This window comes from Nitrospirillum karajorum, assembly GCF_036348415.1.
GTDB lineage: Bacteria > Pseudomonadota > Alphaproteobacteria > Azospirillales > Azospirillaceae > Nitrospirillum > Nitrospirillum amazonense_B.
Genome location: NZ_JAZBQB010000002.1, coordinates 597,012 through 623,535 on the forward strand (window position 1 = coordinate 597,012; position 26,524 = coordinate 623,535).

The window sequence follows — 26,524 nt, forward strand, 5'->3', positions numbered from 1 at the left end:
GCTCATAGCTTGAGGCTGCAGACGCAACGCCGGCAGGTCGGGTCGCTGTGCATGTCGAGGCCGGCGCGAAAGGCCCGCGCGGCCGGACCGTTCAGGATTTCCGGCAGGGTCCCATCGCTGCCAAGCGTGCCGATGGGCTCATGGAAAAAGCAGGGGCGCACGGTTCCGTCGGCCTCCACCACCGTGGAGACCCAGGGCGCGTTGCAGCGCACCGGCGGCGGCGGCGCCAAGCCCAGCGCGGCGCGGTAGTGCGCGACGATGCGGCTGAGCCGGGCGGGGCTTTCCTGGATGAAGCGGCTGGCGAAGTCACCGCCATGGCTGGCGGCCAGCGCGCCCAGGACGGCGTCCAGGGCGTCGCACTGGTCCGCATCCAGCCCCACCTCCTCCACGCGCGGACCTTCCCAGCCCTGTGGGCGGTTGAAGGCGGTGGAACTGAGGTCGGCCCCCAGGAAAGAGATGCTGTCCAGGCCCAGCGCCTTGGCGGCGTCGACCGTGGCCGGCAGGTCCAGGAAATTGCCCCGCTGGACCACGCAGCGCCCCGCCACCGGATAATTCGCCCGCTGCTGGCGCAGCGCGTCGACGCCGGCGGCCAGCGACGCATAGGCGTCCTTGATGCCGCGGATGCGGTTGTGCGTCGCCTTGGGCCCGTCCAGGGAGACGATGACCTCATCGCACCAGGTCACGATGGCGGCGGCATGCCGTTCCAGCAGCAGGCCGCTGCTGAGCAGGGTGATCTTGAGCGGCAGCGTCTTGAGCGCGGCGCATAGGGCCCAAAGATTGGGATGCAGCAAGGCCTCCCCCCCGACAGCACCACCCAGCGCGCGCCCAGGGACTGGAGGTCCGCCACCAGCCGGTCCACCGTCGCCGGGTCCAGGCTGCTGCCATTGCGATTGGCCTTCCAGATATCGCACATGACGCAGCGGCAGTTGCAGCGGCTGTGCGGCATCAGGGTGACCACCGGCACCCGCGACAGGCGCCGGCCCCGCCAAGCCCGCGCTATGGCGAAATCGCCCATGGCTCAGAACCCCTGGATTTCGGGGCGCCGGTGGGGGAACAGCTTGTTCAGCAGGCGCAGTTCCACCGGGAAATCATAGAACTGCGCCCTGTAGCGCCAGGACGCCAGGACGCGCAGGGCGACACGGCCGATGCCGCCCAGGCGGGTGTCGGTGATGGTGGGGTATCGGGCGTGGAGCACCCGCTGGAAATTCGCGATCTTGCGGCGAATGCGGTCGTTCATCCACGGCAGGTCGGATGACAAATGCTGGGCGAACTTCTCCCACTTCGCCTCCGTCCAGGTCGTGACGTCCTTGGGGTATTCGAAGCCGGCGGCCTCCGCCTCCTGCGACATGGCGCCTTCCACCGGCACCGGGCTGTAGATGTAGATGACGATCTCAGTCGCTGGATTAACGTTCTTCAGCATCCGTATGAATTGGATGGTGTTTTCCGCATCCTTTTCCGGATCGGGCGGATTGCCGATGATAAAGGACATCTCCGGCACCACGCCAAAGCGGCGCATCTTCTCCGCCACCGCCAGGATGGTGTTGCCGTCCTGCTTGCCGCCCTTGTTCATGCGCTCCAGCATCGCGGCGTCGCCGGACTCCGCCCCCATGAACACCATCTTCAGGCCGCTGCGGCTCAACTTGGTCCAGGTGTCGTCGCTGAACTTCAGCATGGTGTCGGCGCGGCCGAAGCCCCACCAGCCGATGCCCAGCGGGGTGATGCGCTCCGCGAACTCGGCGCAGCGGGCCTCGTTGACGAAGAAGTTGTTGTCGTAGAACTCCACCGCCGTGGCGCCATGGTCGCGCACCAGCCGTTCTACCACGGCGGCGGCGCGTTCCGCCGTCTGGGCGGAATAGCGACCGTTCACCTTGTGCACCACCGCGCAGAAATTGCACTGGAAGGGGCAGCCATAGCTGGCGTGGTGGGCCATGGTGCGCGAGCCCAGGAAGGACGGCCGGGCGTAAACGTCCATGTCCACGCGGTGATAAGGGAAATCCGGCAAGGCGTTGATATCGGGCACCGGCGGCTTCGGGTTCAGGTGAACCGCACCTTCCGCGTCGCGCCAGCCCAGGCCGGGCAGTCCGGTGACATCCTCCCCCGCCCGGATCTTGCGCACGAAGTCGCTGAACGCCAACTCGCAATGGCCGCGGAAGAGATAGTCGACATAGGGCTCCCGCATCAGGATCTGGCCGTGCAGGGTGGGGAAATAGCCGCCCCAGACGATGATGAGGCTGGGGAATTCGGCCTTCAGCGCCTTGCAGATGGGCACGGCGTCGGTCAACTGCGGCCCCGGCATCACCGTCAGGCACAGGATATCGGCCCCGGTCTCCACGATGGCCTGGCGCAGGGCGGCCAGCCCCTGTGGCACCAGGTTGCCGTCGATGATGCGGTAGTCCTCCCACCCCTCCAGCATCGCGCCCACGGCCAGCAGCGCCAGGGGCATGACCGGCTTCCGCGAGGGGGAACTGACCGGATTGTAGAACAGGATCATGGCGCGGGCGCTTCCCTTAGATGTGCCGCAGCAGGGTCAAATGATGATCGGCCAGACCGGCCAGGCCGGACCAATTGGCCGCCCCCTCTCCCACCGCATCAGACGGGTCAGGCGGCGCGGATGGCGTTCCAGTCGCGCGAACAGGTCGGACGGCGGCAGGAACAGGCCCACCGGATGCACGGACAGGACCTGGAAGGACGGGGCGAAGGCGCGGACGATATCCCCTGGCGTACAGTAGCGGATGGGGATGGTCGTGCCGCCGATGTCGGCGGTGGACCGGCCGGACCAGCGCCGCACCGCCGTGCGCCGCAGCCGCGCGCCGTACCAAAGCGTTTCCCAGACGCAAAACCGCCCCATGACCACCAGGGCCACCACGCCCCCTGGGACCACGGCGCGGTCCAGGGCCTGGACCACGGGCGCCAAACCCGTGGCGCAGTTCAGCGCGCCGAAGTTGGACAGCACCACATCGTGCGGGCCGCCCAGATCGCCTGGCGCGTTCAGGTCGACGATGCGGGGGGTGATCCGGTCGCCCATGCCGAAGCGCGTGGCCTTGTCGGCGGTGACCCGCAGCATGGCGGGGGAGCCATCGGCCGCCGTCACCCGGGCGCCGGCATGGGCCAGCCACAACGAGTCCTCCCCCGTGCCGCAGCCCAGGTCCAAGGCCCGCATGCCGTGCCGAACATGGGGGGCCACCCGCCGCCACACCGCGTGGCGCAGCCAGCGGCCGGGGATGCTGTGGGCGAAGCCGGTGTCGTAATCGTCGGCGAAGCGGTCGAAAGCCGCCGCTTGGGCCAGTGCCTCAGCCATGTTCCACCTCATGCCGGGTGGCGTACATGGCGAGCCGGCTGACCAGGGAGGAGGCCCGCGCCCGCGCCTGGCGCAGCAGGTCGCGGCGCGGCGCCGCCTCCAGCCGGCCCAACCGGCTCTCCGCCGCCAGCCAATGCTGGGCATGGCGGTAGAAGCGGCGGGACCTGCGGCCCACCACGGTCAGGGCCCGGTCGCTGCTTTCATGCCAGGCGCCGCCGCCCGCGATGCGATCGGCCACCTTGTCGTAATAGGGCGTCCCCTTGATGGGATAGCTGATGGTGGTCAGCACGTCGTCGGGGGCGGACAGGCGCAGGTGGCGGGCCGTCTCATCAATGTCCTGCCACGTCTCGCCATCGTAGCCCAGCATGATGAAGGTGCCGGCGCGGATGCCCCGGCTTTGCACCAGGGCGATCATCTCGCGCATACGCACGGCGTTGGTGCGGCGCTGCATGGCGTCCAGGATGCGCTGCGACCCGCTTTCGGCGCCAATCCAGATGCGGTAGCAGCCCAGTTCGGCCAGCAGGTCGGCCACCCGCTCGTTCAGCCTGTCCTCCCGCGTGATCGTCTCGAACGGGTAGCGCAGGCCTCGGCGCTTCATTTCGGCGGCGAATTGCTCCAGCCATTTCTGATTGATGGTGAACACGTCGTCGGCGAACCACAGCTGGTCGGGCGCGTAGGTGTCGCGGATGAACTCGATCTCATCCACCACGTTCTGCGGTGACCGCCGGCGGTGGCTGTGGCCGAAGACGGAATGGCTGCACCAGTTGCAGGTATAGGGGCAGCCCCTTGCCACGATGAGGGAGACGGAACGGACGCCGTGATGCGTCTTCCAGGTTTGCAGATAGCGTTCCAGATCGATGGCGCCCCGGTCGGGGAAGGGCTGGGCGTCGAGGTCGGCGATCTGCTTGCGCGCCGGCGTGCGGCGCACCCCGCCATCCTCCCCGCGATAGGCGATGCCGTGGATCTGGTCCAGACCGGTCAGGCCGTGGCGGGCCAGATGGGGGATCAGCTCCGCCAGGGTCAGCTCCCCCTCCCCGGACACGACGATGTCGCCGCCGCGCGCCAGATACTCCTCGGCGTAGTTCGCCGGTTCCGGCCCGCCGAAGATGACCGTGGCGCCCGCCGCCTTGGCCGCCGCCGCCAGGCGCAGGGCGTTGCCCCGCGTCATGAGGTTGACATAGATGCCCACCACCGGGGGCCGCTTCGCCGCGAGGGTGGCCATGGCCGTGGCCATGTCCATGAAGGTGCTGTCCATCACCTCCACCGCGAAGCCCTGGGCCTTGAGGTGGGAGGAGATGTAGAGCAGGCCCAGCGGCGGATAGGGCTTCATCACCGCCCGTTCCGCCGGATCCTCCATCAGGAAATAGCCGTGGGTCAGCAGGATGTCGGTCACGGCGCCGCCCTGCGTGCCGTGACGGGATGGGGCATGAGGCGCAACAGGTGCAGGCGCGCCCAGGACAACGGGATGGCGATGCCGCAATAGGCGACAAAGGCCAGCGCGCGCAGGTGGCCGCCCTTCGCTGTCCTACCCGCCAAAACGTCCCGCAGGTGCGCCAGCGTGCGGCGCAGCCGGAAATCCCGATGCACATAGGTGTGCAGGTGCCGGTAAAACGCCGTGGTGTAGGGGCCGCGATACAGCATGGCCATGTCGGACGACACGTCCCAATGCCGCTTTTCCCGCAGCTGGTTCCGCACCCGGTCGTGAAACACCGTCCCCGGCAGGGGGTAGGACACGGAAATGCCGATCTCATCCGGCCGGGTGGTCCGCAGCATGGCCAGGGTCTGCCCGATCTCCGCCATGCCTTCGCCGGGATAGCCGAACTGCAGGAAATGGCCGACGCGGATGCCGGCCGCCTTGAGACGGGCGGTCGCCGCCGCGATCTCCCCGGTCGACAGGTCCTTGTCCATGGCGTCCAGGATCTTCTGGCTGCCGGACTCCGCCCCCAGCCAGACGACGTCGCAGCCCGCGCGCCTCAGATCATCGACCGCCCCATCGCGCAGCACCAGGTCGGCGCGGCTGAGGCACTTGAAGGGCACCTTGACGCCCAGTTCCTCGATGGCGTCCGCGAACTCCCCCCACCAGCGGGGCTTCAGCCCCATGATGTCATCCATGAACCAGATGTAGTCGGGTGCCGCCAGATGGACCAGGCGGGCCAGTTCCTCCGCCACCGGGCGGGCGCCACGCACGGCGTAGCCCTGGCCCCAGATGGGCTTCGCGCACCAATTGCACGCATACGGGCAGCCGCGCGACGTGACCAGGTTCAGCGCGAAAAAGCCGTGGTGGTGATGCCAGATCTGGCGGTACGCCGCCATGTCCACCAGCTCCCACGCGGGCGTGGGCAAGGCGTCGAGGTCCCGTATCACCTCCCGCCGGGGATTGCGCACCGTCTCCCCGGCGCGACGCCACGCCAGGCCTTTGAGGGCGGACAAATCATCGATGCCGCCGCGCCAGGCGGCCGTCAGCTCGGCCAGCGTCGCCTCCCCCTCGCCCACGATGACGGCGCTGGCGCCGGCGTCGAGGTAAAGGTCGGGGTGGTCGGCGGCGTCGGCGCTGCAAATGGCGACCTTGGCGCCGGCGGATTTGGCCGCCGCGATCATGTCCAGCGCCGCCAGCCGCATGGCCGACAGGCACATTTTGGACAGGTAATTGAAATTGTCGTCGTAAAGGACGGCGATGTCCGGCCGCACCTCGGCCACCCGCGCCGACCATTCCGCCACGCTATCGGCGATCATGGCATCGAAGAAGTGCACCTCATGCCCGGCCGCCTGAAGCGTGCCGGCGGCATAGAGGGTACCCAGGGGGGAACGGTTGATGTTCCGCCCAGCGTACCGGGTCCAGGCGCAGGAAATAGACACTGCCGACTAATATGCGAAGCATCCGCCATCCCATCGCGGAGGAAGAATGGAAACGGGCCCCGGCCCGTCCCTCTAACCAAGGACGGAAACCGGGGGCCCTTTATTCCCTGTCGGTTTACCGGGAAATCACCGCCAGCGAAGCGCCGGTGATGGCCAACTGGCTGGTCACCTGGACTATGTCCATCAGGATGCTGTCCCAGGTGAAGTGGCGCAGCTTGCGCGGCACGACGATGACGGAGCCGGGCGCCAGCTTGGGCGCGGCGGACAGCCAGCCCCCGCCGTTCACCTGCACGGCGGAACCATCGGGCTGCACCACGAAGACATGGTCGTCGTCGGCGATTTCCGTCATGCCGCCGGCCATGGCGATGTAATCGTCCACGCTGCGGTCGGTGCGGAACTGGATGCCGCCGGGCGCCATGACCTCACCCGACACCACCACGGCGCTGGGCTGGCGCGGCACAACCAGCTGGTCGCCCGGTTCCATGACGATGTCCAGTTCCGGATGGGCCGCGATCTCGCGCGGGTCGACATGCACCGACACCCGGCCGCTGGCGGGACCGGTGCCCTGGCGCAGCCGGTTGATCATCTGGGTGACGTAGGCGATCTCCCCATCCGTGACCTGCACCTTGCTGCTGGTGTTGCCGACGATGGACACGATCTGGCGTTCCAGGGCGTCCGCCTCCTTTTGCAGGGTGTCGCGCTGGGATTCCGCCACCGACTGGCGCAGGAAGACCACGCCCGCCGGGTAGGCGGCGTCGGTGAATCCCCCGGCCCGCGCCAGCACGGACGACAGATGCTCACCCCGCAGGATCTCGTACCCGCCGGGGAATTTGACCTCACCCGCCAGGGTCACGTCCCCGGTGTCGCGGTCGGAGAAGACCGGGTTGAAGCGCACGCGGTCGAACGGCTTCAGCGCCACTTGCGCGAACTGCGCCACCGGCAGGCCATAGGTGTGCCGCACGGTGCGCGACAGGCCGGAGGCGTTGTCGATCTCCGCCGACGTCACCTCGAAGGCATGCAGATCCACCTTGGGCGTCAGGCCGCCCGACGCCTGCACCAGCTTGTCCAGCGTGGCGCCGGGCATGACCAGGAAGTCGCCGGGGCTGTTGACCTCGCCCACCACCGTGACGTGATAGTTGGCCAGCGTGCCCACCAGCAGACGGCGGGCGTCATCGTCCAGGCCCACGAACAGGCGCAGCGGCGGCCGCTTCGGCCGTTGGGCCAGCGCCTGGGCGGCACCCAGTTGGCTGGGGCTCAGCGCGCCGGCGCCGATGACGGGCGGCGCGCCGGCCTGCTCCTCCTCGTCATCCGCGCGGGTGGTGGTGCCGTCCTGGCTGGTGATCACTTCGGGCGGTGCCACGATGCCGGGATTCAGCCGCTCCTCCTCCGGCCGGGGCGGGCCCTGGTCCTGGGCGGATTGCGCCTGCTGGCCCATCTGTGCGGCGGCGAAGGCGGCGGCATAGGCGGGGTTGGCGCCCGCCAGTGCTGGCGCTCCCTGGCCCAGCACGCCGCCGGACGGCATACCCTGCCCGGCCGGCAACTGCATGCCTTGAAGGGCGGCCAGTTGCGCCAGGCGCGGATCCGCCACGGCGCCGGGCGGCAGGGGGCGGCCTGCGCCTGCAAGGCCATGGCCGTGGCGTCGGGCGCCGGCGGCGGGGCCACCGGATCGGGATGGTCGTTCACCTTGCGCGTCGGGTTGCGCTGCTGCTCGCCGGCCTTGCGGGCGATGTAGCGCATCTCCGCCACGTTGGTGATGTAGACGACGTCATTGGATTGCAGGGCCACATCGGCCTTGCCTTCCAGAACGTCGGAGACGGCGAACGGAATGACCGTGCGCTGCAGGGTCGCCGGATCCAGGCGGATGACCGCGTCAGCCAGCAGATAGGGCAGAGGCCGCCCCACCGTTGGCGTGAACATATCGCTGGAGGCGAGAAGGCCGCGCAGGGAGCGCACGGTTTCCAAAGGATAACTGCCGTTCAGCGTGGTAGCGCCGCGCAGTTCCACCTTGGCCAGGGAGACGTCGGCGGTGGGGGCCACGAAGACAACATCGCCGTCCCGCACGGTGGCGGAGCCGCCAGCCCCCACCTGGACCATCTCACGCTTGCCATCCTCCCGCGTGCGCAGGATGGAATAGCGGTAGCTGCCCCGCACCTCGGTCCCGCCGGCCATGGCCATCAGCGTGGTCAGCGGGGTGGCCTGCTGACCGGCCGGCAGCTCATAGATGGCCGGCCGCTTCACCTGGCCGACGATGGCCACGGCGCTGGTCTGCAAGGGGACGACGATGCGGTCCCCCTCCGCCAGCGGGATGTCGTGGCCGGAGGCGTCGCCCATCAGCAGGGTGTAGAGGTCCAGGCGGAAGCTGCGGCCGCCGCGCACCACCTGCACGTCCCGCAGGGACCCGGTGTTCTTGACCCCGCCCGCCAGGCTGAGCGCGTCCATGGCGGTGGCCAGGCCCGACAGGGTGAACAGGCCTGGCGCATTGACCTCGCCCGCCACGCGCACCGCGATCTGGCGCACCGCGCCCACGGAAACCAGCACCTCGGTTCCGGTCAGGGCGCGGCTGGCGGCATCTTCCAAATCCTCACGGAAGGCGCCGAAGGGGCGGCCCGCCCCGGCGATAGGCGGCAGGCCGGGAAAGACCACCCGGCCATCCCGGTCCACCCGCGTCCGATAGCTGGCGTTCTGCTGGCCGCGCAGGGTCAGGACGATCTCATCCCCCTCCCCCAGGACGTAGCTGTCCTGCAGGGCGCCGCTCTGCCGAACCACCACCGGACCGCCCCGGCCGAAGACCTCATAGCCGTACTGGCGGATGGGCTGTCCCGCCCGGGCGCTCATCAGCCGCTCGATGGCCGATGGCGGGCCATAGGCCTGGGCGCCCAGCCCCTGGGGGCCATAGCCAGGAGGATTTTGCACCTGAACGTCGGGTTGCAGGGATGGCACGGTGGACTGGCCGGTCAGGCGCTGCTGCACCGTGCGCAGCAGGTCGCCCGTCAGGTCGTTGCCATTGCCCCCGCCCAGCAATTGTGCCAAGCCCTGAGCCTGCGCCAGGCCCGGCGTCACGCCGGACGCCAGCGCCGCCAGCAGCAGCGCGCGGTGCGCCCATATGCGGCCAGACCTCATCGTCGCCCCATTCCTTTTCATCATCGTTTCAGGCCTTTACCAGCCAGGGTGTCTTGTGCAGCGCCTGCCGGAACAGCAGGCGGAATAACCAGGACCAGGACGGTGTCGCCGGCACCAGGGCGCCGGACCAGGCCCACGCGGCGCGCAGGTCGCCCCGGGTCAGCCAGACCGCGCGCAGCAGCAGGCTGGCGCGGATGCGGGGAGGATCGATCGCGATGCCGGCCGCCTGGCACGCGCGCTCCATGACCCGTAGGTCACTGGCCAGCCGACCGCGCGGCTCCATCCCGCTGTGGAAACGGCCGGGCCGCGCCCGCCAGCGGGAAATGGGCTGGTCCAGATAGGTGACCACTCCCCCCGCGCCGCCGGCCACGCGGGTGAAGACGGCGGTCGCTAATTGGTCGGTGTGGCTTTCATCATTGGGATCGAAGCGCAGGTGCCCCCGCCCGCCGCCCAGCCAATAAAGGTTGGCGCCCAGCGGGCCGTAAAGCATGGCGCCGGTGGCCAGGGATTGGGCCAGGAAGTCCCGCGCCGACAGGCCGGCGGCCCCCCGCCACAGGATGCGACGGGCCACGCGCTGGGGCCGCAGCGCCTCATCCACGATCTCGTAACTAGCGATTCCCAGGCAGGCGCCAGCGGCCACCATGTGATCGCGCAGCGCGATCAGGCCCGCGCCGTGCACCAGGTCACCCACCATCAGGAACAGGGCGAAGCCGAAGCCCATCTGCTCCGCCACCTCGATGGCGCGGTTCCAGTTGGCGACACGGCCCAGGTTATGGGCGTTGCGGCAGAGCGTGATGGCGGCGCCCTGCGCGTCGCGGGCCGGCAGGGCATCGGCACTGCGGTCGGTGGAGGCGTTGTCGCACACCACGATCTCATAACTGTCCGGCGGCAGGCCGGCCGCCGCGGCGGAGGCCACCGTCTCGGCCAGCAGGGCGCCGCCGTTGTAGCTGGGCACCAGGATGGCGATCTTGGAGGCGCGCATTTGTCAGCGGTGCCCCGCCAGCGCGGCATCCGCGGCCCGACCGCGCAGGTGCACGGCGGCGGCGGCCAGCAGGGCCCCGAGGATGACGCCCAACGCCAGGAACAGGGGCCGGTTGGGCCACACCCTCTCCCGCACGTCGGGCACGGTTGGGGGATCGATGATGCGGAAGGCGAAGTCCGTCTGCCCGTTGGCGTACATATAGTTTTGCAGCGTGCGCTCGTACGCGCTGACCAGGGCGGCGTTCAGGGCGTTGCTGTTGCCCTCCTTCTGGGCGTTGGCCATGGCGCCGCGCAGATAGGCCAGGTTGCGGTTGGCATCGGCCAGCGCGCGGTCCCGCAACTGGGCATTGGTCAGGGCGACCAGATCACGCGCCCAGCGCACCGCCAGTTCGCGGTCTTTCCAGGTTATGGCCAGGGTGACGATGCCGCTGCGCCGGTCCAGCGCGATGTCCCGGATGCTGCGGTTGAACAGCTTGAAGCCGCGCCGCAGGGTCGGCACCTCGTCCGCCGGCACGGTCCAGCGCTTGGTGTCCGGGTCCCATTTGCTGGCGAACAGCACCGGCAACAGGTTCTGCTGGGTGGCGTAGGTGTCGAACAACTCACGCGACCCCAGGACGGCCATGGCCTCATCCTCGTTGGAAGAGGACTTGCCCAGCAGGCCGGCGACACCGCCCAAACCACCCAGTCCCCCCAGCATGCCCGAGGCGCTGCCCAGGTCCAGGTTGCCGAAACCGGCGCCGCTCTTGGACACCGGCATCACCATGACCTCCACCCGCCAGTAGGACGGCAACAGGAAGGCCAGCGCCGTGGCGGTTGACGCGCTGAGCAGGAAAAGCGTGACGGCCAGGGCCCAATGGCGGCGCAACCGGCCGAGGAACAGGCCCAGGTTATCGCCCCCTTGGCCATCGCCCCCCTGGCCGCGCGGCACCCAGGCAGCATCGATGTCCGGCCCGCGTGGGGAAACGGTGCGCCCGGCCCACGCTAACTCTGGAGTATCCACGCCCACTATCCACACCCACTATCGTCTGAGACTGGCAGAACGACGGATGGCGGCGGGCCGATATTCCCCAAACGGGCAAAAATATAGTGCTTTCCAGCACGGGCATCCCCGGACCACTCTGCCCCCACTTCGAAGGTTTTCAGCGCATCGGGTGCAACAGTGGGAAGGACGGGGCTTGGACTTGCCGGCGGGCTGGCCGATCAGGCCATCGTCAGCTTTGGCAATTTCGCGATGAACGTGACGCTGGCCCGCGCGCTGCCGGCGGCGGACTATGGCGCCTACTCCGTGGCGCTGTCCTTCATCCTGGTGCTGAACACGCTGCACCAGGCTCTGGTGACCTACCCCCTGTCGGTACAGCCAGCACCGGGCGGGCGGCCCTTGCTTGTGGCGTTGATGCTGACGCCCCTGTGCGCCCTGGCCTTCCTGCCCCTGCTGGGGGTGGCCACGGTCAGCATCGGCCATCCGGGCCTGCTGCCCGCCGCCGGGGCGGCGCTGGTCTGCTGGCAGATGCAGGAGGTGGTGCGGCGCGGCTTGCTGGCCGATGGCCGGCATGGGGCCCTGATCGCCCTGGACGCCCTGCGCTATCTCGGGCCGCTGGCAGCGGTGTGGGCGCTGCGCGCCCACCTGGACATCGGTGGCGTCTTCCTGTTGGTCGCCGCCGCGTCGGCCCTGGCCACCCTGCCGGTGGCGGGGCGCCAAAGGACCGGATGGGTGGTCGCCCTCCGCGACCTGCCGGACGAGGCCCGGGGCAACTGGCGCCTGGGCGCGCCGGTGCTGGGGGCCAACCTGCTGGCTGCCCTGTCCACACAATGGTTCCTGTGGCTTCTGGCCTGGCATGACGACGCGCCCGCCGCCGCCGCGCTGGTGGCGCTGGCCAATGTCGCGGCCGTGGCCAGCCCCGTGATCTTCGGCATGGAAAACATGCTGGTGCCGGAGGTGGCCCGCGCCCGGGACCGGCTGAGTTTTCCGGACCTGCTGCGCCTGGTGGGACGGCGGGGCCTGGTGGCGGCCGGGCTGGTCGGTCCCCTTTTCCTGGCCATCGCCGTGGCGCCCGACTGGGCCGCCCGCATTTTCTACGGACGGGACAGCGCCTATGCCGCCCATCCCGGCGAGTTGCGCCTGCTGACGCTGGCCTATGCCTGTTATCTGGCGGCCACGCTGTGCAGCGCCACGCTGCGGGGATACCGCGCCAGCGGCGCCGTTTTCCGCATGCAACTGTACCCCGCCCTGTTCGGCCTGACCCTGGGCAGTTGGCTCACCTGGCGGTTCGGCCTGACCGGCGCCTGTGTCGCCTCGGCGATGGCCGGCGCGCTGCGCGCCGCCGTTGGCCTCTTCCACCTGCTGCGTTTGCGGCCCTTGACGGCGGCGCCGGCCGCCCTGGCGGCATCATGACCACCGATCCCATCGCCCCCATCGAGCGCCGGCTGTGGCAGGCGCTGCTGCTATGCGTGCCGGTCTCGGCCACGCCCCTTCTGCCCTTCGGCAACGGCACGCTGGCGCGGCCGCTGGCCATCGTCCCGGCGGCCCTGTTGCTGATCCTGGCCGCCTACCGCCTGCTTGTCCTGGGCCAGCGGCCCCGCCTGGTCGCCGATGGCTTCGCGGCCCTGAGCCTTTTCACCCTCTACATCATCATCAGCGGGCTTGGCGTGGTGATGATGCAGCCGCCCGACGCCTTCAAGGGCCAGACACCACTGGACAGTTTCATCCGGGCCCTGCTGACCTGGGGCGTCGGCGTGGCCTTCTACGTCACCGCGCGCCTGCACATCCGCACGGCGGCCGACATCCGCATGACGCTGCGCTATCTCTTCATCGGCATGGCCGCGTCCATCGCCTTCGCCGGGGTGCAGGTGGTGGCCATGGCCCAGCATGGGGAGCTGCTGCGCGTCGTCCAGGCCCTCACTGACCTGATCGCGGTGCGCTATGATGGGCTGGTCAGCCGGGCCCAGGGCATGACGTTCGAGCCGTCGTGGCTGGCCACCCAGATCATCGTGCTGCTGATCCCGGCCCTGATCGCCCGCGCCATGGCGCGACAGGAAGGGGTGGGGCTGCCCGCCCTGCCCGGCCATGCCCTGCGCCTGGGGGTCGGCTTCGCCGTCGCCATCGGCGGGCTGCTGTTCTCCGGTTCCCGCTTCGGCCTGGCCTGCATCATCGCCATGCTGGGGCTCAGCGTCTTTCTGGCCGCCCTGCGCGGGCGCATCCTGGCGGCGGTGACCTTCCTGGGTGTGCTGGCGGCTGGCGGCGGCGCCCTGGCGGCGATGAGCGGACTGGGCACCGGGGCCGGCGCCAGCTATGTCATGGGGCCCGTCGCCTATCTGACCCAGTCCGCCGATCTCAACAGCATCGCGGGCGGCGATCTCGCCACCGGGGTCACCGACGCCCTGGCCCTGGCCGGCCGGTTCGCGGCGGCCGAGGCGTCCGCGCTCACTTGGCTGGACCATCCGGTCTTCGGCGTTTCCCTGGGCAACAACTATCGTTATTTCGGGGAGTACGCTCCTGACTGGGCCTTCAGCACCCAGCTGTTCACGCAGGGCGCCAAGGAGGGCATCGGCTGGCTGGACCCCAATTCCCCGGAAAAGGGCAACGCCAAAAACCTGTTTCTGCGCCTGCTGTCGGAAACAGGGGTGGTGGGGTTCGTCCTCTTCACCATCTTCTTCTGGCGTCAACTGTTCCGCAGTCCGCCGCACGACGCCTTCCATGGTTATTTCCGCCTGGCCAGCGCCGCGGCGCTGGGCTTCAGCTTCCTGAACCAGGACACTTTTGTTGACGCGGGGTTGTGGATCCCGCTGGCGATCTGCTGCGCCATGAACCACCTGAGGCCGCAACATTCGGCGCCGGCCAGGGAATAGAGACAGGTCGCCATCCGTCATGGGTACAGGGGCACGCTTCCGCCCCCGACCCAGGTAGACCATGGACAGCCTCTTCAGCCCGCCGCCCCCCAGCGCGTCCGCGTTGCGCATCGCCTTCGTGACGACCCGCGACCTGGCTCAACGCAACGGCCGCACCCCGATCATGGGCCATATTCTGGACGCCCTGCGCCGCCGCCACACGGTGGAGGTGCTGACCCTGCGGTCGGTGCTGCAAGGCGGGGCGGTGGACCGCCTGGGTGCGGCTGGCATTTGGCTGGCCGGCATGGCATCCGGCCGCCCCCGGCCCCTGCAATGCCTGTTGTATGCCGGCCCGCGGGAGGTGGAGCGGATGGTGGCGCATATCCGGCGGGGAGCGTTCGATGCCGTCTATCTCGACACCGTCCGCTGCCAGACCCTGCTGCGTGCCCTGCGCCGGGCCCTGCCGGACCTGCACATCGTCACCGATTTCGACGACCTGATGTCACGGCGCATGACCTATCTGCGCCATCACCGCATGCCCTTGCTGACCGGCCACGTCGGCCCGCATTTTCCCCGCTGGGCCCGCCGCCTGGCGGAGGGGCCGCTGGCCCGCATGGTCACCGCCTATGAAGCCGGCACCCTGCCGGCGGCGGAGCGGGAGGTGATGCGGGCATCCAGCGTCACGGTGCTGCTGTCGCCCGTGGAGCGGCAGATGTTGTGCCAGCGGGCGCCAGTGGATGCGGGGACGGCCCCAGCGGTGCGCGCCATCCCGCCCGGCGTGCCGTTGCGGGCCCAGCCCTGGGCACGGCCCCCGGCACCGGGTGAGCGAGAGACCGCCCCCGCCCTGCGCTTCGTCTTCATCGGTAGCGACCGGCAACTGCAAAACCGCACGGCCATCGATTTCCTGTTGGCGGAATGGCGGCGGCTGGCGCCGGCCACCCCGCTGCACATCCACGGTCGGCAGACGCGGCCGCTAGCCGATGTGCCCGGGGTGCACTGGCACGGCTATGCCGACGATCTGGCCCAGGTCTATCGTCCCGGCAGCATCGCCCTGGTGCCGGCGCTGGTGGCGGGCGGCATCAAGACCAAGGTGGCGGAGGCGTGGGCCTGGGGCTGCCCGGTCCTGGGCAACCGTATAGCCATGGAGGGATTACGCCCCCCCGGCTATCCGCTGACGGTGCCAGAGGACCAATGGGGGCCTTACCTGACGCAACCGGAGGTCTATGCCGAGCTGTGGGCGGACGCCGCGCTCAAGGGGGCGGCCTTCGTCGCCCGCGCGCTCTCGCCCGCCGGGTTCGAGCGCGCCTGGGAAATGACCCTGCGCCCCCGGGCGACAGCGGCGGCGGCTGGCATGGCCTGGGCCGACGCGGAACAGGCATCTGGATAGGAGGCAGGGGCCCCGATGCTGAACGAAGAACCTCAGGGCCATCAGGCGCCAGGCGGCGCGGCGGGCCCGGCGCACTGGGCGCGGAAAACGGAAGTCATGACCATCGCGCGTACGATGAACCCGCTGGAAACGGCGATCTATTCCACCATCGCTTACCGCGACATTTTCAACTTTCCGGTGACCGTTCCGGAAATCCATCGCTACCTGCACGGCATCCGCTGCACACCGGGCGATGTGCAGCAGGCCCTGGACGGCCCCGCCTTGCGCCGCTATCTGGAAAGCGACGGCACCTATCACGCTTTGCGGGGCCGGCCTGAGCTGTTCGCCATACGGCGCGCCCGGCGGGATCTGTCACGGCGCCAGTGGCCCGCCGCGCGGCGCTACGCCCGCTTCCTCGCCAGCCTGCCCAACGTGCGCATGGTGGCGATGACGGGATCGCTGGCCGCCGGCAACTTTCCCCCCGATGGCGACATTGATTTCCTGCTGGTGACCGATGCCGGCACGATGTGGCGCACTCGCGCCCTCTGCCGTCTGCTGGCGGTGCTGGACGCCAAGCTGGCGCGGGGCCTGTTTTGCCCCAACACCTTCCTGTCCATGGCCGCCCTGCCCCTGGCGCGCCGCAGCCTCTACGACGCGCAGGAACTGTGTCAGATGATTCCCCTGCATGGCATCGAAACCTACGAGGCCGTGCGCGAGGCCAATGCGTGGACGGCCAAATGGCTGCCCAACGCCGCAGGCGCGCCGCCCGTCGACGCACCGGACGGCTGCCAGGACTGTCCTCCCTATGCCAACGGGCTGAAGCGCGCGGGCGAATGGCTGCTGGACAGCCCCCTGGGCCGAGGGGTGGAAGCGCTGGAAGCCCGGCGGAAGATCCACCGCTTTAACGAAACCGACCGGCTGAAGGGCGCCTGGACGCGGTCCACGCGGGAGTCCCACAGCCTGTGGGATGAGATGCGCCTGCGCATCGAAGCCGCTTGGCAGGCGCGCCTGGATGAACTGGCCAACCCTTAGCTGAAGGGCTTGGGCTAAAGCGGCTGGGAAGGAAGCTGCTTGGCCACGTAATCAAGCGCGTCCCGGGTGATGTCGGCCGGTGTCTTCGCCCCGATCAGCGTCATAGTGACTTTCATGTCGGCGGCGAACAGATTGAGCAGGTGCGAGACCGCCCGCTGCCCACCGGCGGCCAGGGCGTAGACGTAAGCCCGGCCCAGCAGGACGCCCTTGGCGCCCAACGCCAGCATGCGCACGACATCCACCCCCGACCGGATGCCGGAATCGACCAGCACGGTCAGATCGTCTCCGATGGCGTCGACCACCCCGGGCAAGGCGTGGGCGGTCGGGATGGCGCCGTCAAGCTGACGTCCGCCATGGTTGGATACGATGACCCCATCGGCGCCGAGCCGCTTGGCATCACGCGCATCCTCGGGATCCAACAGCCCCTTAATGATGAGCTTGCCCTTCCAGCTGTCGCGTATCCATTCCAGGTCATGCCAGGCGATCGACGGATCGAAGTTGTTACCGATAAAGCCCATGTAGTCGTTCATCGTCATCCGGTGACCGGTGTAGGCTTCGATGTTGCCGAAGGACAGCGGCCGGCCGGCAAGCCCCACACCAAGCGCCCAAGACGGGTGCGCCACGGCCTGCAGGTATTGCCTGACCGTGGCGCCCGGGCCGGACATGCCGGAATGGCGGTCGCGGTAGCGTGACCCGGGCACCGGCATATCGACCGTGAAGACCAGCGTCTTCATACCCGCCGCCCAGGCCCGTTCCAGGGCGTTGTTCATGAAGCCCCGATCCTTCAGGACATAAAGCTGGGACCACAGTTCGCCCTTGGCGCCCCGCGCGACCTCTTCGATCGAGCAGACGGAAACGGTGGAGAGCGTGTAGGGGATGCCGGCCCCGGTGGCGGCGCGGGCGGCCTGCACCTCGCCCCGCCTGGCGTACATGCCGGTGGCGCCCACGGGGGCCAACGCGATCGGCATGGCCCAGGGGCTGCCCAGGATGTTGGTTTCCAGGGTTGGCGCGCCGACACCCTGAAGCACGCGCTGGCGCAGCGCGATCGTCTGCAGCGCCCCGGCATTGTTCCTCAGGGTGCTTTCGGTGACGGCACCGCCGTCAATGTAATCGAACAGGAAACGCGGCAACCGGCGGCGCGCGGCTTCACGATAATCGGACGGGGCGGAGATGATCATATCGCTCTTCCAGGGAACGTCAGGCGGCAGGGGTGGACAGCGATAGAGGTAGGACCGAAAGCTTTATTAGAAAAATGGAACGTTCGACTGGTTTCCAGTCGGATTTGGAATGTCAATCGGAGGGTTGGCGCGCCATCGCCAGCCAGGCCCGCGCCGCATGGGGCAAATATCCCCCCTGTCGCCAGATCATGGTTAGCCGCCACTCCGTCTCCGGCTCGGTCAGCAGCAGGGCCCGGATGCGGCTATGCGGCCTGTGTTCGGCCAGCACGCGGGGCAGAAAGGCCACGCCCAGCCCAGCCGCTGCCAACTCCATGAGGAAGTCCACCTGGCTGCTGCGCGCGGCCACGACCGGCTCGATGCCCCGCCGGCGGCAGGCGTTCCCGATCAGACGGTTGATCGCGAACCCTTCGGCGAAGAGGATGAAGGGTACATCCTTGAGCGCGGCGATATCCGTTGAACTCGCCTGTGCCAGGGGGTGGTCCGCAGCCAGCACCGCGACCAGCGGTTCCCGTTTGACGTCCTGCCATTCCAAATCGTCCGTCTCCGGCCGCAGGCTGGCGGCCAGATCCAGGTCGCCAGACCGGACCCGCTCCATGAGCTCGTCCCCGCCGTGCTCGATCAGGCGGACATCGATGCCGGGATAAAGCCGCCGGTAACGCACCAGCAAGGGCGCGAAGATGCTACTGCTGGCGACAGGCGGCAGCCCCAGCCGCAAGGTGCCGCGCTTCAATCCGCGCAGTTCATCGAGTTCCGATAGCAAATCGGCCCGGTCGGCCAGCAGCCGGACGGCGCGGGGGTAGACGGCCTCCCCCAGGTCGGTGAGCCGGACGCGATGGCCCAAACGCTCAAGAAGCGGCGCCCCTATCTCCTCCTCCAGCTGCTTCACCGCCTTGCTGACGGTTGACTGGGTGGCGAAGACGGTTTTGGCGGCATTCGAGAACCCGCCCTGGCGGACCACTTCGACGAAGACGCGCAGGTTGCGCAACTCCATGAAACACCATTCCGATATGGAAATTATCCTGTCAAAATATTCTTGTCAGGACTGCGCTTGTCCAGCGTCAATCGCGCGCGCCGACGGGTGCGGGTCATCGGCGACGACGCGACCATCGGCGAATTCCAGGACGCGGTCGCACAACGCCAGGCTCTCCCGCCGGTGGGCGATCAAGACGATGGTGGGCCGCCACGGCAAGGACGCCAGGCTGGCCAGCACGGTCCGCTCCCCCGCGATGTCGATGGCGCTGGTGCTTTCGTCCAGCACCAGCAGCGGCGGCCGGCGCATCAGGGCGCGCGCCAGCGCCAGGCGCTGACGCTCCCCGCCTGACAGCAGGCCACCTTCCGCCCCCACAACGGTATCCAGCCCTTGCGGTAGTCTGTCGACCAAGGCCGTGGCGCCGGCCAAGGCCAGGGCTGATCGCATATCCCCCTCCGTGGCCGTGGGATGCGCCCACGACAGGTTGGCCCGGATGCTGTCATGGAACAGGAAGGTTTCCTGCGGGGCATAGGCGATGGCCGCCGCCCAGCGCCGCCGTAGGGCCCCCTCCAACGGTTGGCCGCCCACGATGACGGTGCCGGTATCCGGAACCGTCAATCCAACGATCAGATCGGCGAAGGTGGTCTTGCCAGCGCCCGAGGCCCCCACGATGCCCACGAAGCTGCCGGCCTCCAGGGTGAGGTCCAGCCCGGATACGCCCCGGCCGCTGCCGGGATGGCGATAGCCGACCTGATGGAAACGGATGGGCTGGGGACGGGCCGAAAAATGGGGGGCATCCGCCCCGTCGGCCGCCATCACCGCATCCTGCGCCAATTCCACCCCCAGCGCCCGCACCTTTTCATAGGAGGGAAGAAAGTTGGCGAACTGCTGCGCGCCCTGTTGCAACTGCGCTGCCGGTGCGCTCATCCGCGCCAGCAGCAGGACGAAAACGATCAGGACGGCCGGTGGCACACTCAACGCCCAGACACCCATGACGATGGCGGCGGCCCCCGCCAGGGACGCGAGCGTGGTGAAAGCCAACTGCGACTTGCTCTGTTCCTTGACCAGGGCGACCTGCTGATCCAGCAAGCGATGCAGGGTGTCATTGAATTCGGTGGCGAAGCGGTGCTGAAGATTCTGGCTGAGGGCCAGCTTGAGCCCACCCAGGAACTGGGCGCCGCTGGTGGCCAGGTGCAGGTTGGCGTCCGCGACATCACGCGCCAGCCGCCGCGACCGGATCAATTGCGGCATCAGCGCCACCCCCGCCCCCACCAGCAACACCCCCGTGAGCGCCGCCAAGGCCGGGGAAAACAGGCAGGCCAGCCCCCACTGCATCATCAGCACAAAAAGCGATGCGGCCCCCTGCAGCATGAAATGGACACAGGCGCCGGTCAGGATGATGTCGCTGCCCAGCAAATGGTTGACCCTGGGCTGGGACAAGGTCGCCAGCCGGGTCCAGGGGGCCGCGATCAGCCGGGCCACCAGGCGACCGCGTAGCTCCTCGACGAAACCGAGGCGCAACTTGGCCAGCAGCACGTCGCGGTGCCACAGCACCACCGCCCGCAAGACGACCAGGGCCGCGAAGCAGGCCAGCATGGAGAGCAGGCGGACCAGCGGACCGCCATCGGCGGAGGACCACGGCAGATGCGCGGCCAGCGTCACCGCCCAGCCGGTACGGGCATCCCCAATCACCAGCCCCAGTAAAGGCACCAGCAGAACCAGGCCGACGCCCTCAACCCCGGCGCCCAGGACGATCAGGGCCGCGACCCGCAGGCCGTCGCCCCGGGCGTGGGCGCGGAAATCCTGAAAGAAGTCCCGGGTGGAACGGAGTAGTTCCCAACCCGCGCGGTCTTGGTCCATGACGGTGAGACGTCCTTGCTGGCCAGTTATGGAGAGAGAACGGGCCGGTTTAAAACGTACGCTCCAACCCCAGGGCCACGAAATCGCGGTCGGCCAGCAGTTGCCGGCTGGCCGCACCAATGTAGTGCGTCAGGGTCAAGCTTGCTTTCCACACACTGCGGTAGGTCGCGCCGATGCCGACCGTGATGTCACCAGCCCCGGCGTTCTGAGCGTAGTAACTGAGGCTGTGGCCGGTGACGTTGTAGCCGCCGCCCAGCGGCAAAGTCAGATCCAGGTTGGGAAGGACCTGGAAGTAACGCGGCTCGAACAGCACGCGCACCTTGGTCGCGGGGTGCTGCCACTGGCTGCCGTCGTAATCGCCTTGCGCGTCCAGCACCCCATCCACCACCGCCTCGGCGTTCACCTCGGCGCTGTCCCATAAACTGGTGCCCCAAAGGGTGGAGCGGCCCAGGGCCGTGGTGAGGGACACCTGGCCATGCAGGGTGTCCCCCCGCACGAAGGCTGCGTATTGCGACGTCACCGGCCCGCTTCCCGTCAACGGGGGCAGCAACAGCGGCATGTTGCGGCGGGCGGAAACCTCGCCCGTGACCGTGCTGTCGCCGACCATCGCCGCGACACTGGCGCCATAGAGTTGAATGCCGCCGGGATAGATCAAGCGATAATAGCCATCCGCCCCCGGAACAGGAATATCGCTGTCCGGGGCCACTTCGTATTGCGGCTCCGTCGCGTTGTACCGCAGGGCATAAAGGCCATAGTCCACCCCGTCCAGGGTGGCATGCAGGGCGACCCCGAACCGCGCGCCTCCGGGTGTGCGGTCGTCCCGACGGGCGGCGTAGCGCAGCCCGTCGATGTAAAGACGGTCTGCCCCAGCGCCCATATAGTCCATATAGCTGAAATAGCTGCCACTGCCCGCCTGGCGGGCGGGGCGCCATTCAAACTGGTCATAAAACGACAGGGAAATGTCGGGCCGTGGTTGCAGTGTCACCACCGCCTGGGCCACGGGGCGATAGATGTCGCTGCTGTAGGCGCTGGGCCCGCCGACAGGGCGGGTGTAGTCGGCGGGCGCCATGGCGGCGGCGATGGAATTGGGGTCGTAAAACAAACTCTCCCCCCACGCCAAGGCCTGCCGCCCAACCCGCAGAGATAGAGGCATGTCGGCGATGGTGACGGCACCGCGGGCGAAGGCCTCGCGCAATTCCAGATGCTGGCCCTGCAGGTCGCGGACGGCGCGGGCGAAATGGCCCCGGGTGGCGGAGGAGGCGTTGATGGCGCGCGGAGCCGCGTCATCCGTGCGGCCTTGATAGACGGTGTCATACCACCCGGCGGCACTGGCATGCAGCCCCCATTCGCCCCAGCCCAGGTCCAGGGCCGACAACAGGTCCAACCGGTTGGAGATGAGGCCGGGCGCGAAGTTGCGGTCGCCGTCATCCCAATTCAGGTTGGTCAGCAGGGCGTCCTGCCGGGGGCTGATCCGGTTGGCCAGGGTGTAGCGCACCGTATTGTCCCAACGCAGGTCCGTTTCGCCGCCCGAATATAATTCGGCGCCCGAAGCAGCCGACACCCACAGGCCGAATGCGGAAAGGCAGCATCTGCGAAGGGGGACGGAAAGGCGGAATGCCATCGGCTTTTTTCCCGGTCCATCAAGGGCTTGGGGGCAGGATGCTAGCATACTTGCAATAAAATGGGCTGTGGCCACATGCCGCTTGTGTCCGAGGGGGGCGGCAAGCCATGATCCCGACGGTCCGTCCCATCGGGGCGATGCCCCTCTAGCCAACCCGCCCCGTCCGCGAGCCCATGCGATCCACCGCCGTCCTGTCCGCCGCGTTGTTGGCCACCGTGGCGTTGACCAGCTTTTCCACCCGCCCGCATGCCCAGGTGACCGAACAGGAGGCCGCGCAGTTGAAATCGCGCCTGACGCCGGTGGGGGCGGAGCGCGCCGGCAATGCCGATGGCGGTATCCCCGCCTGGACGGGCGGATTGGCGACAGCGGGATCGGGCGCGCCGCTGACGGGCCCGCGGCCTGACCCCTTCGCCGGGGAAAAGCCGCTGTTGTCCATCACGTCCAAGAATTTCAGGGAATATGCCGACCGCCTGCCCGAGGGGGCCAAGCACCTGTTCGAGCGTGACCCCGACTATCGCATGGACATCTATCCCAGCCACCGCACCGCGGCCGCGCCGGACTGGGTCTATGACAACATCTATCGCAATGCCACGCGGGCGCGGCCGGCCCCGGAAGGAATCGCCTATGGTGTCGAGGGGGCCGCGGGCGGCGTTCCCTTCCCCCTGCCCAAGGACGGGTTCCAGGCCATGTGGAACCACCTTCTGGCCTTTTGGGGACAGGCGCGGGAAGTGACGGTCAGCACCTATGTGGTGCCGGCGGACGGGGTGGCGGAAAAGGCCAGCGGGTACAAGGAAATCGCCGACTTTCCCTATTACTACCGGGATGCCACGCCCGACAGTTACGGCGGCTATTACTTCAAGACGCTGCACATGGCGGTGGCACCCGCATCCCGGGTGGGCGAAGGCTATCTCAACTGGCAGCCCATCAACATCAAGCGGCATGACTTCGCCGCATGGCGATTGCTGCCGGGTGAACATCGCGTGCGCAAGGCGCCGGCCATTTCCTACGATGTCCCGAACACCGACGCCGCCGGCTATATGAGCGAGGATGAGTACTACATCTTCTTCGGCGGCCTGGACCACTATGACTTCAAGCTGGTGGGCAAGGCCGAGATGTTCGTGCCCTACAACAACAACCGCCTGTACGCCAAGCCGGTGGCGGAGGTCCTGGGCCGTAGCCACCCCAACCCCGACGCGCTGCGCTATGAGCTGCATCGCGTCTGGGTGGTCGACGGCACCCTGGCCGCTGGCGCGCATGACGTGGTCCCGCATCGGCGGCTCTACCTCGACGAAGACACTTGGATGGCGGTTTACGGGGATTCCTGGGACGAGCAGGGCAATCTGTGGAAATTCGGCCAAGCCACCATGTACCTCATGCCCGACGTGCCGGCGGTGGTGATCGGCAGCCAGTTCATCCACGACTTCGAACTGGGCGGCTATGCTTACACCTTCGCCTTCAATGGTGAGGCGACACCCTACACCGTGACCGCCCCGCATCCCGCAACCCTGTTCAGCCCCGAAAGCCTGTCGGCCCGCTCCGTCCGTTAAACCAGGCAGTCAGGCCGTCAGGCCAACATAGGCCATGCTGGCCAGCTTCTGCATGACGGCGGCCGACATCTCGCCGGCCATGACCATGCTCAACTGGTCATCCTGCCAGACGCAGACACGCAGGTTGTCGCGCTTGAACTGGTCGAAGCGAACCGTGCCGTCGGAATGGCGCAGATAGATGGTGAACAGCCGGTCGGCGGCGTCGCGGTAGGCCACGGTGGCCGCACCGTCCGCGACCTTCACGCCGGCCAGGCGGTAACCGGCCCGGCTCAGGTCCGGTACCTTGATGTTGAGGGCGACGATGCGGCTGAGGGCCGCGTTGTAAGGACTGAGGTCGCTGGGCACCGACGCCGGTACATCCCGCGCCGCCAACGCCATCTGCACCACGTCCCCAGCCGGCCGGTGGGCCATATAGGCGCCACCGCTGACCAGCAGCAGCACCACGGCCGCCACGGCACCCAGACGGCGCCAATCAGCCCAGGGGCGGTACGCCGGCGCATCGGCGGCGGATTTGGCCAAGTCGATCAGGTGTTGGGGCACCGGGCGCTCGATCAAGGGGCTGTACAGGCGCTTCATCATGGCCTTGTCCGCCTCATAGGCGGCCAGTCGGTCCGCCAGGGCGGGGTCCGCGAGGATCGCGGCCTCGACAACGCGGGCGCGGTCTTCCGGCAGCTCGCCATCCAGGAAGGCGTGCAGGTCGACCTCCGCGATGGGAGGATGGTTGGGGGTATGGTCGCTCACTTTCAGTCTTTCGATCCTGGGGGCAGCGGGCTCGGGGTCAGCGGGATGATCTCCGCGCCCTCACCTTGCATTACACTCCGTAACCGCTCACGGGCCCGCGCCAGGCGCGACATCACGGTCCCCACCGGGATATCGAGTTCCTCCGCGATCTCGCGATAGTTCAGTTCCTCAACGCTGGACAGCAGCAGGATTTCCCGATGCTCCGGCGTCAGCCGGCTGACCGCTTTGACGAAGTCCCTAGCGGCGCCGACATCGGTCGGCGGGGCGCTCAGTTCCACATGGTCGGCCAGCTCGGTTATGTCCTGTTCCTCCCCCCGGCTGTTTCCACGGCGAAGCTCGTCGGTATAAAGGTTCCGCAAGATGCGCCGCAGCCAACCGGAAATGCGGGGTAACTCGCGCAGCTGTGCCGATTGGCGCAGCGCCCGTTCAACACAATCCTGGACCAGATCATCCGCCAGCGCGGCATTGCCCACCAGCGCCAAGGCATACCGCCTTAAAGCCGGAAGTTGCATGACCAGGGCGTTCGCGAACTGTTGGGGGCGGGTCACGGCCTAGGGTTCTCCGACACGGAATCGATGAACCATAGGGGGGGCCCGTGCCTGTGCCGCATCAGCTTATGTCCGTCCAAGCTGGCATCCCAAGGGCCAATTCCCTGGTGGATGCGCTGTCCTCTCTTCCCTAAGACGAATGGTCTTAAGGGTTTATTCCCCTGACCACATATTATCCTTAAGAATAGGATTTTTTCGGGGATGGAGAGGCCCCTCAGCAGGCCTTGCGGCGGCTCAGCACCACGAGGGGGGTGAGCGCCAGGATCTTCAGGTCCAGGGCCAGGCTGGCATGGTCGACATACCAGGCGTCCAGGTCGACACGGGCCTGCATGTCGGCGACTTGTGGTGTGGCCCCCCGCGCGCCATTCACCTGGGCCCAGCCGGTAATGCCCGGACGCACGTTGTGGCGATACAGGTAATTGGGAATGCGGGCGCGATAATAGTCGTCATGGGCGGCAGCGTGGGGCCGCGGGCCCACCAGCGACATTTCCCCCGACAGAACGTTCAGCAACTGGGGCAGTTCATCCAGGCTGCTGACCCGCAGCAATCCGCCCACCCGGGTCACGCGCGGATCACCCTCCCGCGCCTGCACCACATCGGCGCCGTCTTCCAGCACATGCATGGTGCGGAACTTGATGATGTGGAATGGCTGGCCCGCCAGGCCGATCCGCTGCTGTCGAAACAGGATGGGGCCCCGGCTGTCCAGGCGGATCAACAGCGCGATCACGGCCAGCAGCGGCAGGCAGGCGAACAGCAGCGACAGGCTGAGCACCAGGTCCAGGATGCGCTTGACCGTCAGGCGGGGACGGATGCGGGGAGGCGGCGCGTCCTCGACCGCGCCCCGCCGCGGGCGCTCGGCCATCCGCAACGGCTGCGGTGCCGTCATGGTCACGCGGCAACTCCGGCGCAGGCGATGGTCAGCGCGCGGACGGCGTGACGCAGCGCCTCCCCAAGGTCCACCTGCGGCAGTTGGCCGCCCAAATGCAGAACGGCCACGCCGTGCAGCGTGGACCATAGCAGGCGGCCCAGGGTCGCGGGCTCGGCGCAGCTCAGGCCCGCCTCCGCCAATCCTTGGACCTGGGCGGTGAAGGCCGCCTCCACCCGGGCTTCCTGGCGTCGCACCTCAACCACGCCCGGCGACCGGGCGGGTGCCGGCCCGAACATGAGGCCATAGCGCGCCGGCTCCGCGAGGGCGAAGGCGCCGTAGGCGGCGGCCAGGGCCGCGATACGCTGCTCCAGCGCCCCCTCACCCGGCACCCTATCCAGGGCGTCAGCCAGACAGGCGAAGCCATGCGCCCGCACGCAGGCCAGGATGGCCTCCTTATTCTCGAAATAGCGATAGGGCGTCATGACGCTGACGCCCAGGCGCGCCGCCAAGTCCCGCATCTTGAACCCATCCAGGCCCCGATCAGCGAAAAGGCCGGCGGCGACATCCCGCACGCGATCGCGCGGGGGGGTGGTTTTGGCACAGGCGACGATGGACGGCATGGGCACCTCCGGCAGGCTGACGCGGGACCGGCATGGCGAACCACCAGTCCCTCATCCCCATGACGGATGGGCGGGGCGGAATTATTCCCTGCG

Annotated in this window: 22 protein-coding genes; 5 read left to right on the forward strand and 17 right to left on the reverse strand. The window is 68.3% G+C overall.

Going from position 1 to position 26,524, the window contains the following annotated elements:
* Positions 1-2: 2 nt before the first annotated feature.
* From UCD39_RS10350 to UCD39_RS10390, 9 genes are all read right to left on the reverse strand, one after another.
* Positions 3-791, reverse strand: coding sequence for an SPASM domain-containing protein (locus UCD39_RS10350; protein ID WP_330495945.1), 789 nt, complete (start codon positions 789-791; stop codon positions 3-5).
* A 227-nt stretch (positions 792-1,018) separates the two neighbouring features.
* The gene (locus tag UCD39_RS10355; protein WP_330495946.1) at positions 1,019-2,491 is read right to left on the reverse strand and encodes a B12-binding domain-containing radical SAM protein; all 1,473 of its coding nucleotides are present in this window, start codon (positions 2,489-2,491) and stop codon (positions 1,019-1,021) included.
* A gap of 36 nt (positions 2,492-2,527) precedes the next feature.
* Positions 2,528-3,298: a class I SAM-dependent DNA methyltransferase gene (locus tag UCD39_RS10360; RefSeq protein WP_330495947.1), complete on the reverse strand. Its 771-nt coding sequence runs from the start codon at positions 3,296-3,298 to the stop codon at positions 2,528-2,530.
* On the reverse strand, positions 3,291-4,691 hold the full coding sequence (locus UCD39_RS10365; RefSeq protein WP_330495948.1) for a B12-binding domain-containing radical SAM protein: 1,401 nt from the start codon (positions 4,689-4,691) through the stop codon (positions 3,291-3,293). The genes UCD39_RS10360 and UCD39_RS10365 overlap by 8 nt, the downstream gene beginning before the upstream one ends.
* Positions 4,688-6,154, reverse strand: a complete 1,467-nt coding sequence (locus UCD39_RS10370; protein ID WP_330495949.1) for a B12-binding domain-containing radical SAM protein — start codon at positions 6,152-6,154, stop codon at positions 4,688-4,690. The genes UCD39_RS10365 and UCD39_RS10370 overlap by 4 nt, the downstream gene beginning before the upstream one ends.
* A gap of 115 nt (positions 6,155-6,269) precedes the next feature.
* Positions 6,270-7,589, reverse strand: coding sequence for an SLBB domain-containing protein (locus UCD39_RS10375; protein WP_330496537.1), 1,320 nt, complete (start codon positions 7,587-7,589; stop codon positions 6,270-6,272).
* Positions 7,526-9,274, reverse strand: a complete 1,749-nt coding sequence (locus UCD39_RS10380; protein ID WP_330495950.1) for an SLBB domain-containing protein — start codon at positions 9,272-9,274, stop codon at positions 7,526-7,528. The genes UCD39_RS10375 and UCD39_RS10380 overlap by 64 nt, the downstream gene beginning before the upstream one ends.
* A gap of 28 nt (positions 9,275-9,302) precedes the next feature.
* Positions 9,303-10,256 carry a glycosyltransferase family 2 protein gene (locus UCD39_RS10385; RefSeq protein WP_330495951.1) on the reverse strand — a complete coding sequence of 318 codons (954 nt, stop codon included), beginning with the start codon at positions 10,254-10,256 and terminating at the stop codon, positions 9,303-9,305.
* A gap of 3 nt (positions 10,257-10,259) precedes the next feature.
* Positions 10,260-11,255 (reverse strand): GumC domain-containing protein, encoded by a 996-nt coding sequence (locus UCD39_RS10390; RefSeq protein ID WP_330495953.1) that lies wholly within the window; start codon positions 11,253-11,255, stop codon positions 10,260-10,262.
* A 231-nt stretch (positions 11,256-11,486) separates the two neighbouring features.
* On the opposite strand from UCD39_RS10390, the gene UCD39_RS10395 reads away from it, so the two are divergent.
* From UCD39_RS10395 to UCD39_RS10410, 4 genes are all read left to right on the forward strand, one after another.
* Complete coding sequence (locus UCD39_RS10395) at positions 11,487-12,647, forward strand: lipopolysaccharide biosynthesis protein (protein WP_330495954.1); 1,161 nt, start codon at positions 11,487-11,489, stop codon at positions 12,645-12,647.
* Positions 12,644-14,101, forward strand: a complete 1,458-nt coding sequence (locus UCD39_RS10400; RefSeq protein WP_330495955.1) for an O-antigen ligase family protein — start codon at positions 12,644-12,646, stop codon at positions 14,099-14,101. Before UCD39_RS10395 ends, UCD39_RS10400 begins: the two co-directional genes overlap by 4 nt.
* Before the next feature lie 61 nt (positions 14,102-14,162).
* Positions 14,163-15,467, forward strand: coding sequence for a glycosyltransferase (locus UCD39_RS10405; protein WP_330495956.1), 1,305 nt, complete (start codon positions 14,163-14,165; stop codon positions 15,465-15,467).
* Between the two features lie 96 nt (positions 15,468-15,563).
* A complete protein-coding gene (locus UCD39_RS10410; RefSeq protein ID WP_330495957.1) occupies positions 15,564-16,478 on the forward strand; it encodes a nucleotidyltransferase domain-containing protein in 915 nt (304 codons plus the stop codon).
* Positions 16,479-16,492: 14 nt separating this feature from the next.
* On the opposite strand, the gene lldD is transcribed toward UCD39_RS10410, so the two are convergent.
* From lldD to UCD39_RS10430, 4 genes are all read right to left on the reverse strand, one after another.
* Complete coding sequence (gene lldD, locus UCD39_RS10415) at positions 16,493-17,656, reverse strand: FMN-dependent L-lactate dehydrogenase LldD (protein ID WP_330495958.1); 1,164 nt, start codon at positions 17,654-17,656, stop codon at positions 16,493-16,495.
* Positions 17,657-17,768: 112 nt separating this feature from the next.
* Complete coding sequence (locus tag UCD39_RS10420) at positions 17,769-18,647, reverse strand: LysR family transcriptional regulator (protein WP_330495959.1); 879 nt, start codon at positions 18,645-18,647, stop codon at positions 17,769-17,771.
* A 45-nt stretch (positions 18,648-18,692) separates the two neighbouring features.
* On the reverse strand, positions 18,693-20,486 hold the full coding sequence (locus UCD39_RS10425) for an ABC transporter ATP-binding protein (RefSeq protein ID WP_330495960.1): 1,794 nt from the start codon (positions 20,484-20,486) through the stop codon (positions 18,693-18,695).
* A 49-nt stretch (positions 20,487-20,535) separates the two neighbouring features.
* Entirely contained in the window at positions 20,536-22,155 is a 1,620-nt protein-coding gene (locus UCD39_RS10430; protein WP_330495961.1) for a DUF1302 domain-containing protein, read from the reverse strand.
* Between the two features lie 125 nt (positions 22,156-22,280).
* On the opposite strand from UCD39_RS10430, the gene UCD39_RS10435 reads away from it, so the two are divergent.
* A complete protein-coding gene (locus UCD39_RS10435; protein WP_330495962.1) occupies positions 22,281-23,654 on the forward strand; it encodes a DUF1329 domain-containing protein in 1,374 nt (457 codons plus the stop codon).
* A gap of 9 nt (positions 23,655-23,663) precedes the next feature.
* On the opposite strand, the gene UCD39_RS10440 is transcribed toward UCD39_RS10435, so the two are convergent.
* From UCD39_RS10440 to UCD39_RS10455, 4 genes are all read right to left on the reverse strand, one after another.
* Positions 23,664-24,395 carry an anti-sigma factor family protein gene (locus UCD39_RS10440; protein WP_330495963.1) on the reverse strand — a complete coding sequence of 244 codons (732 nt, stop codon included), beginning with the start codon at positions 24,393-24,395 and terminating at the stop codon, positions 23,664-23,666.
* A gap of 2 nt (positions 24,396-24,397) precedes the next feature.
* Entirely contained in the window at positions 24,398-24,943 is a 546-nt protein-coding gene (locus UCD39_RS10445) for an RNA polymerase sigma factor (protein ID WP_330495964.1), read from the reverse strand.
* Between the two features lie 214 nt (positions 24,944-25,157).
* Entirely contained in the window at positions 25,158-25,829 is a 672-nt protein-coding gene (locus UCD39_RS10450; RefSeq protein ID WP_330496538.1) for an exopolysaccharide biosynthesis polyprenyl glycosylphosphotransferase, read from the reverse strand.
* A 2-nt stretch (positions 25,830-25,831) separates the two neighbouring features.
* Complete coding sequence (locus tag UCD39_RS10455; RefSeq protein WP_330495965.1) at positions 25,832-26,431, reverse strand: TetR/AcrR family transcriptional regulator; 600 nt, start codon at positions 26,429-26,431, stop codon at positions 25,832-25,834.
* Positions 26,432-26,524: the final 93 nt, after the last annotated feature.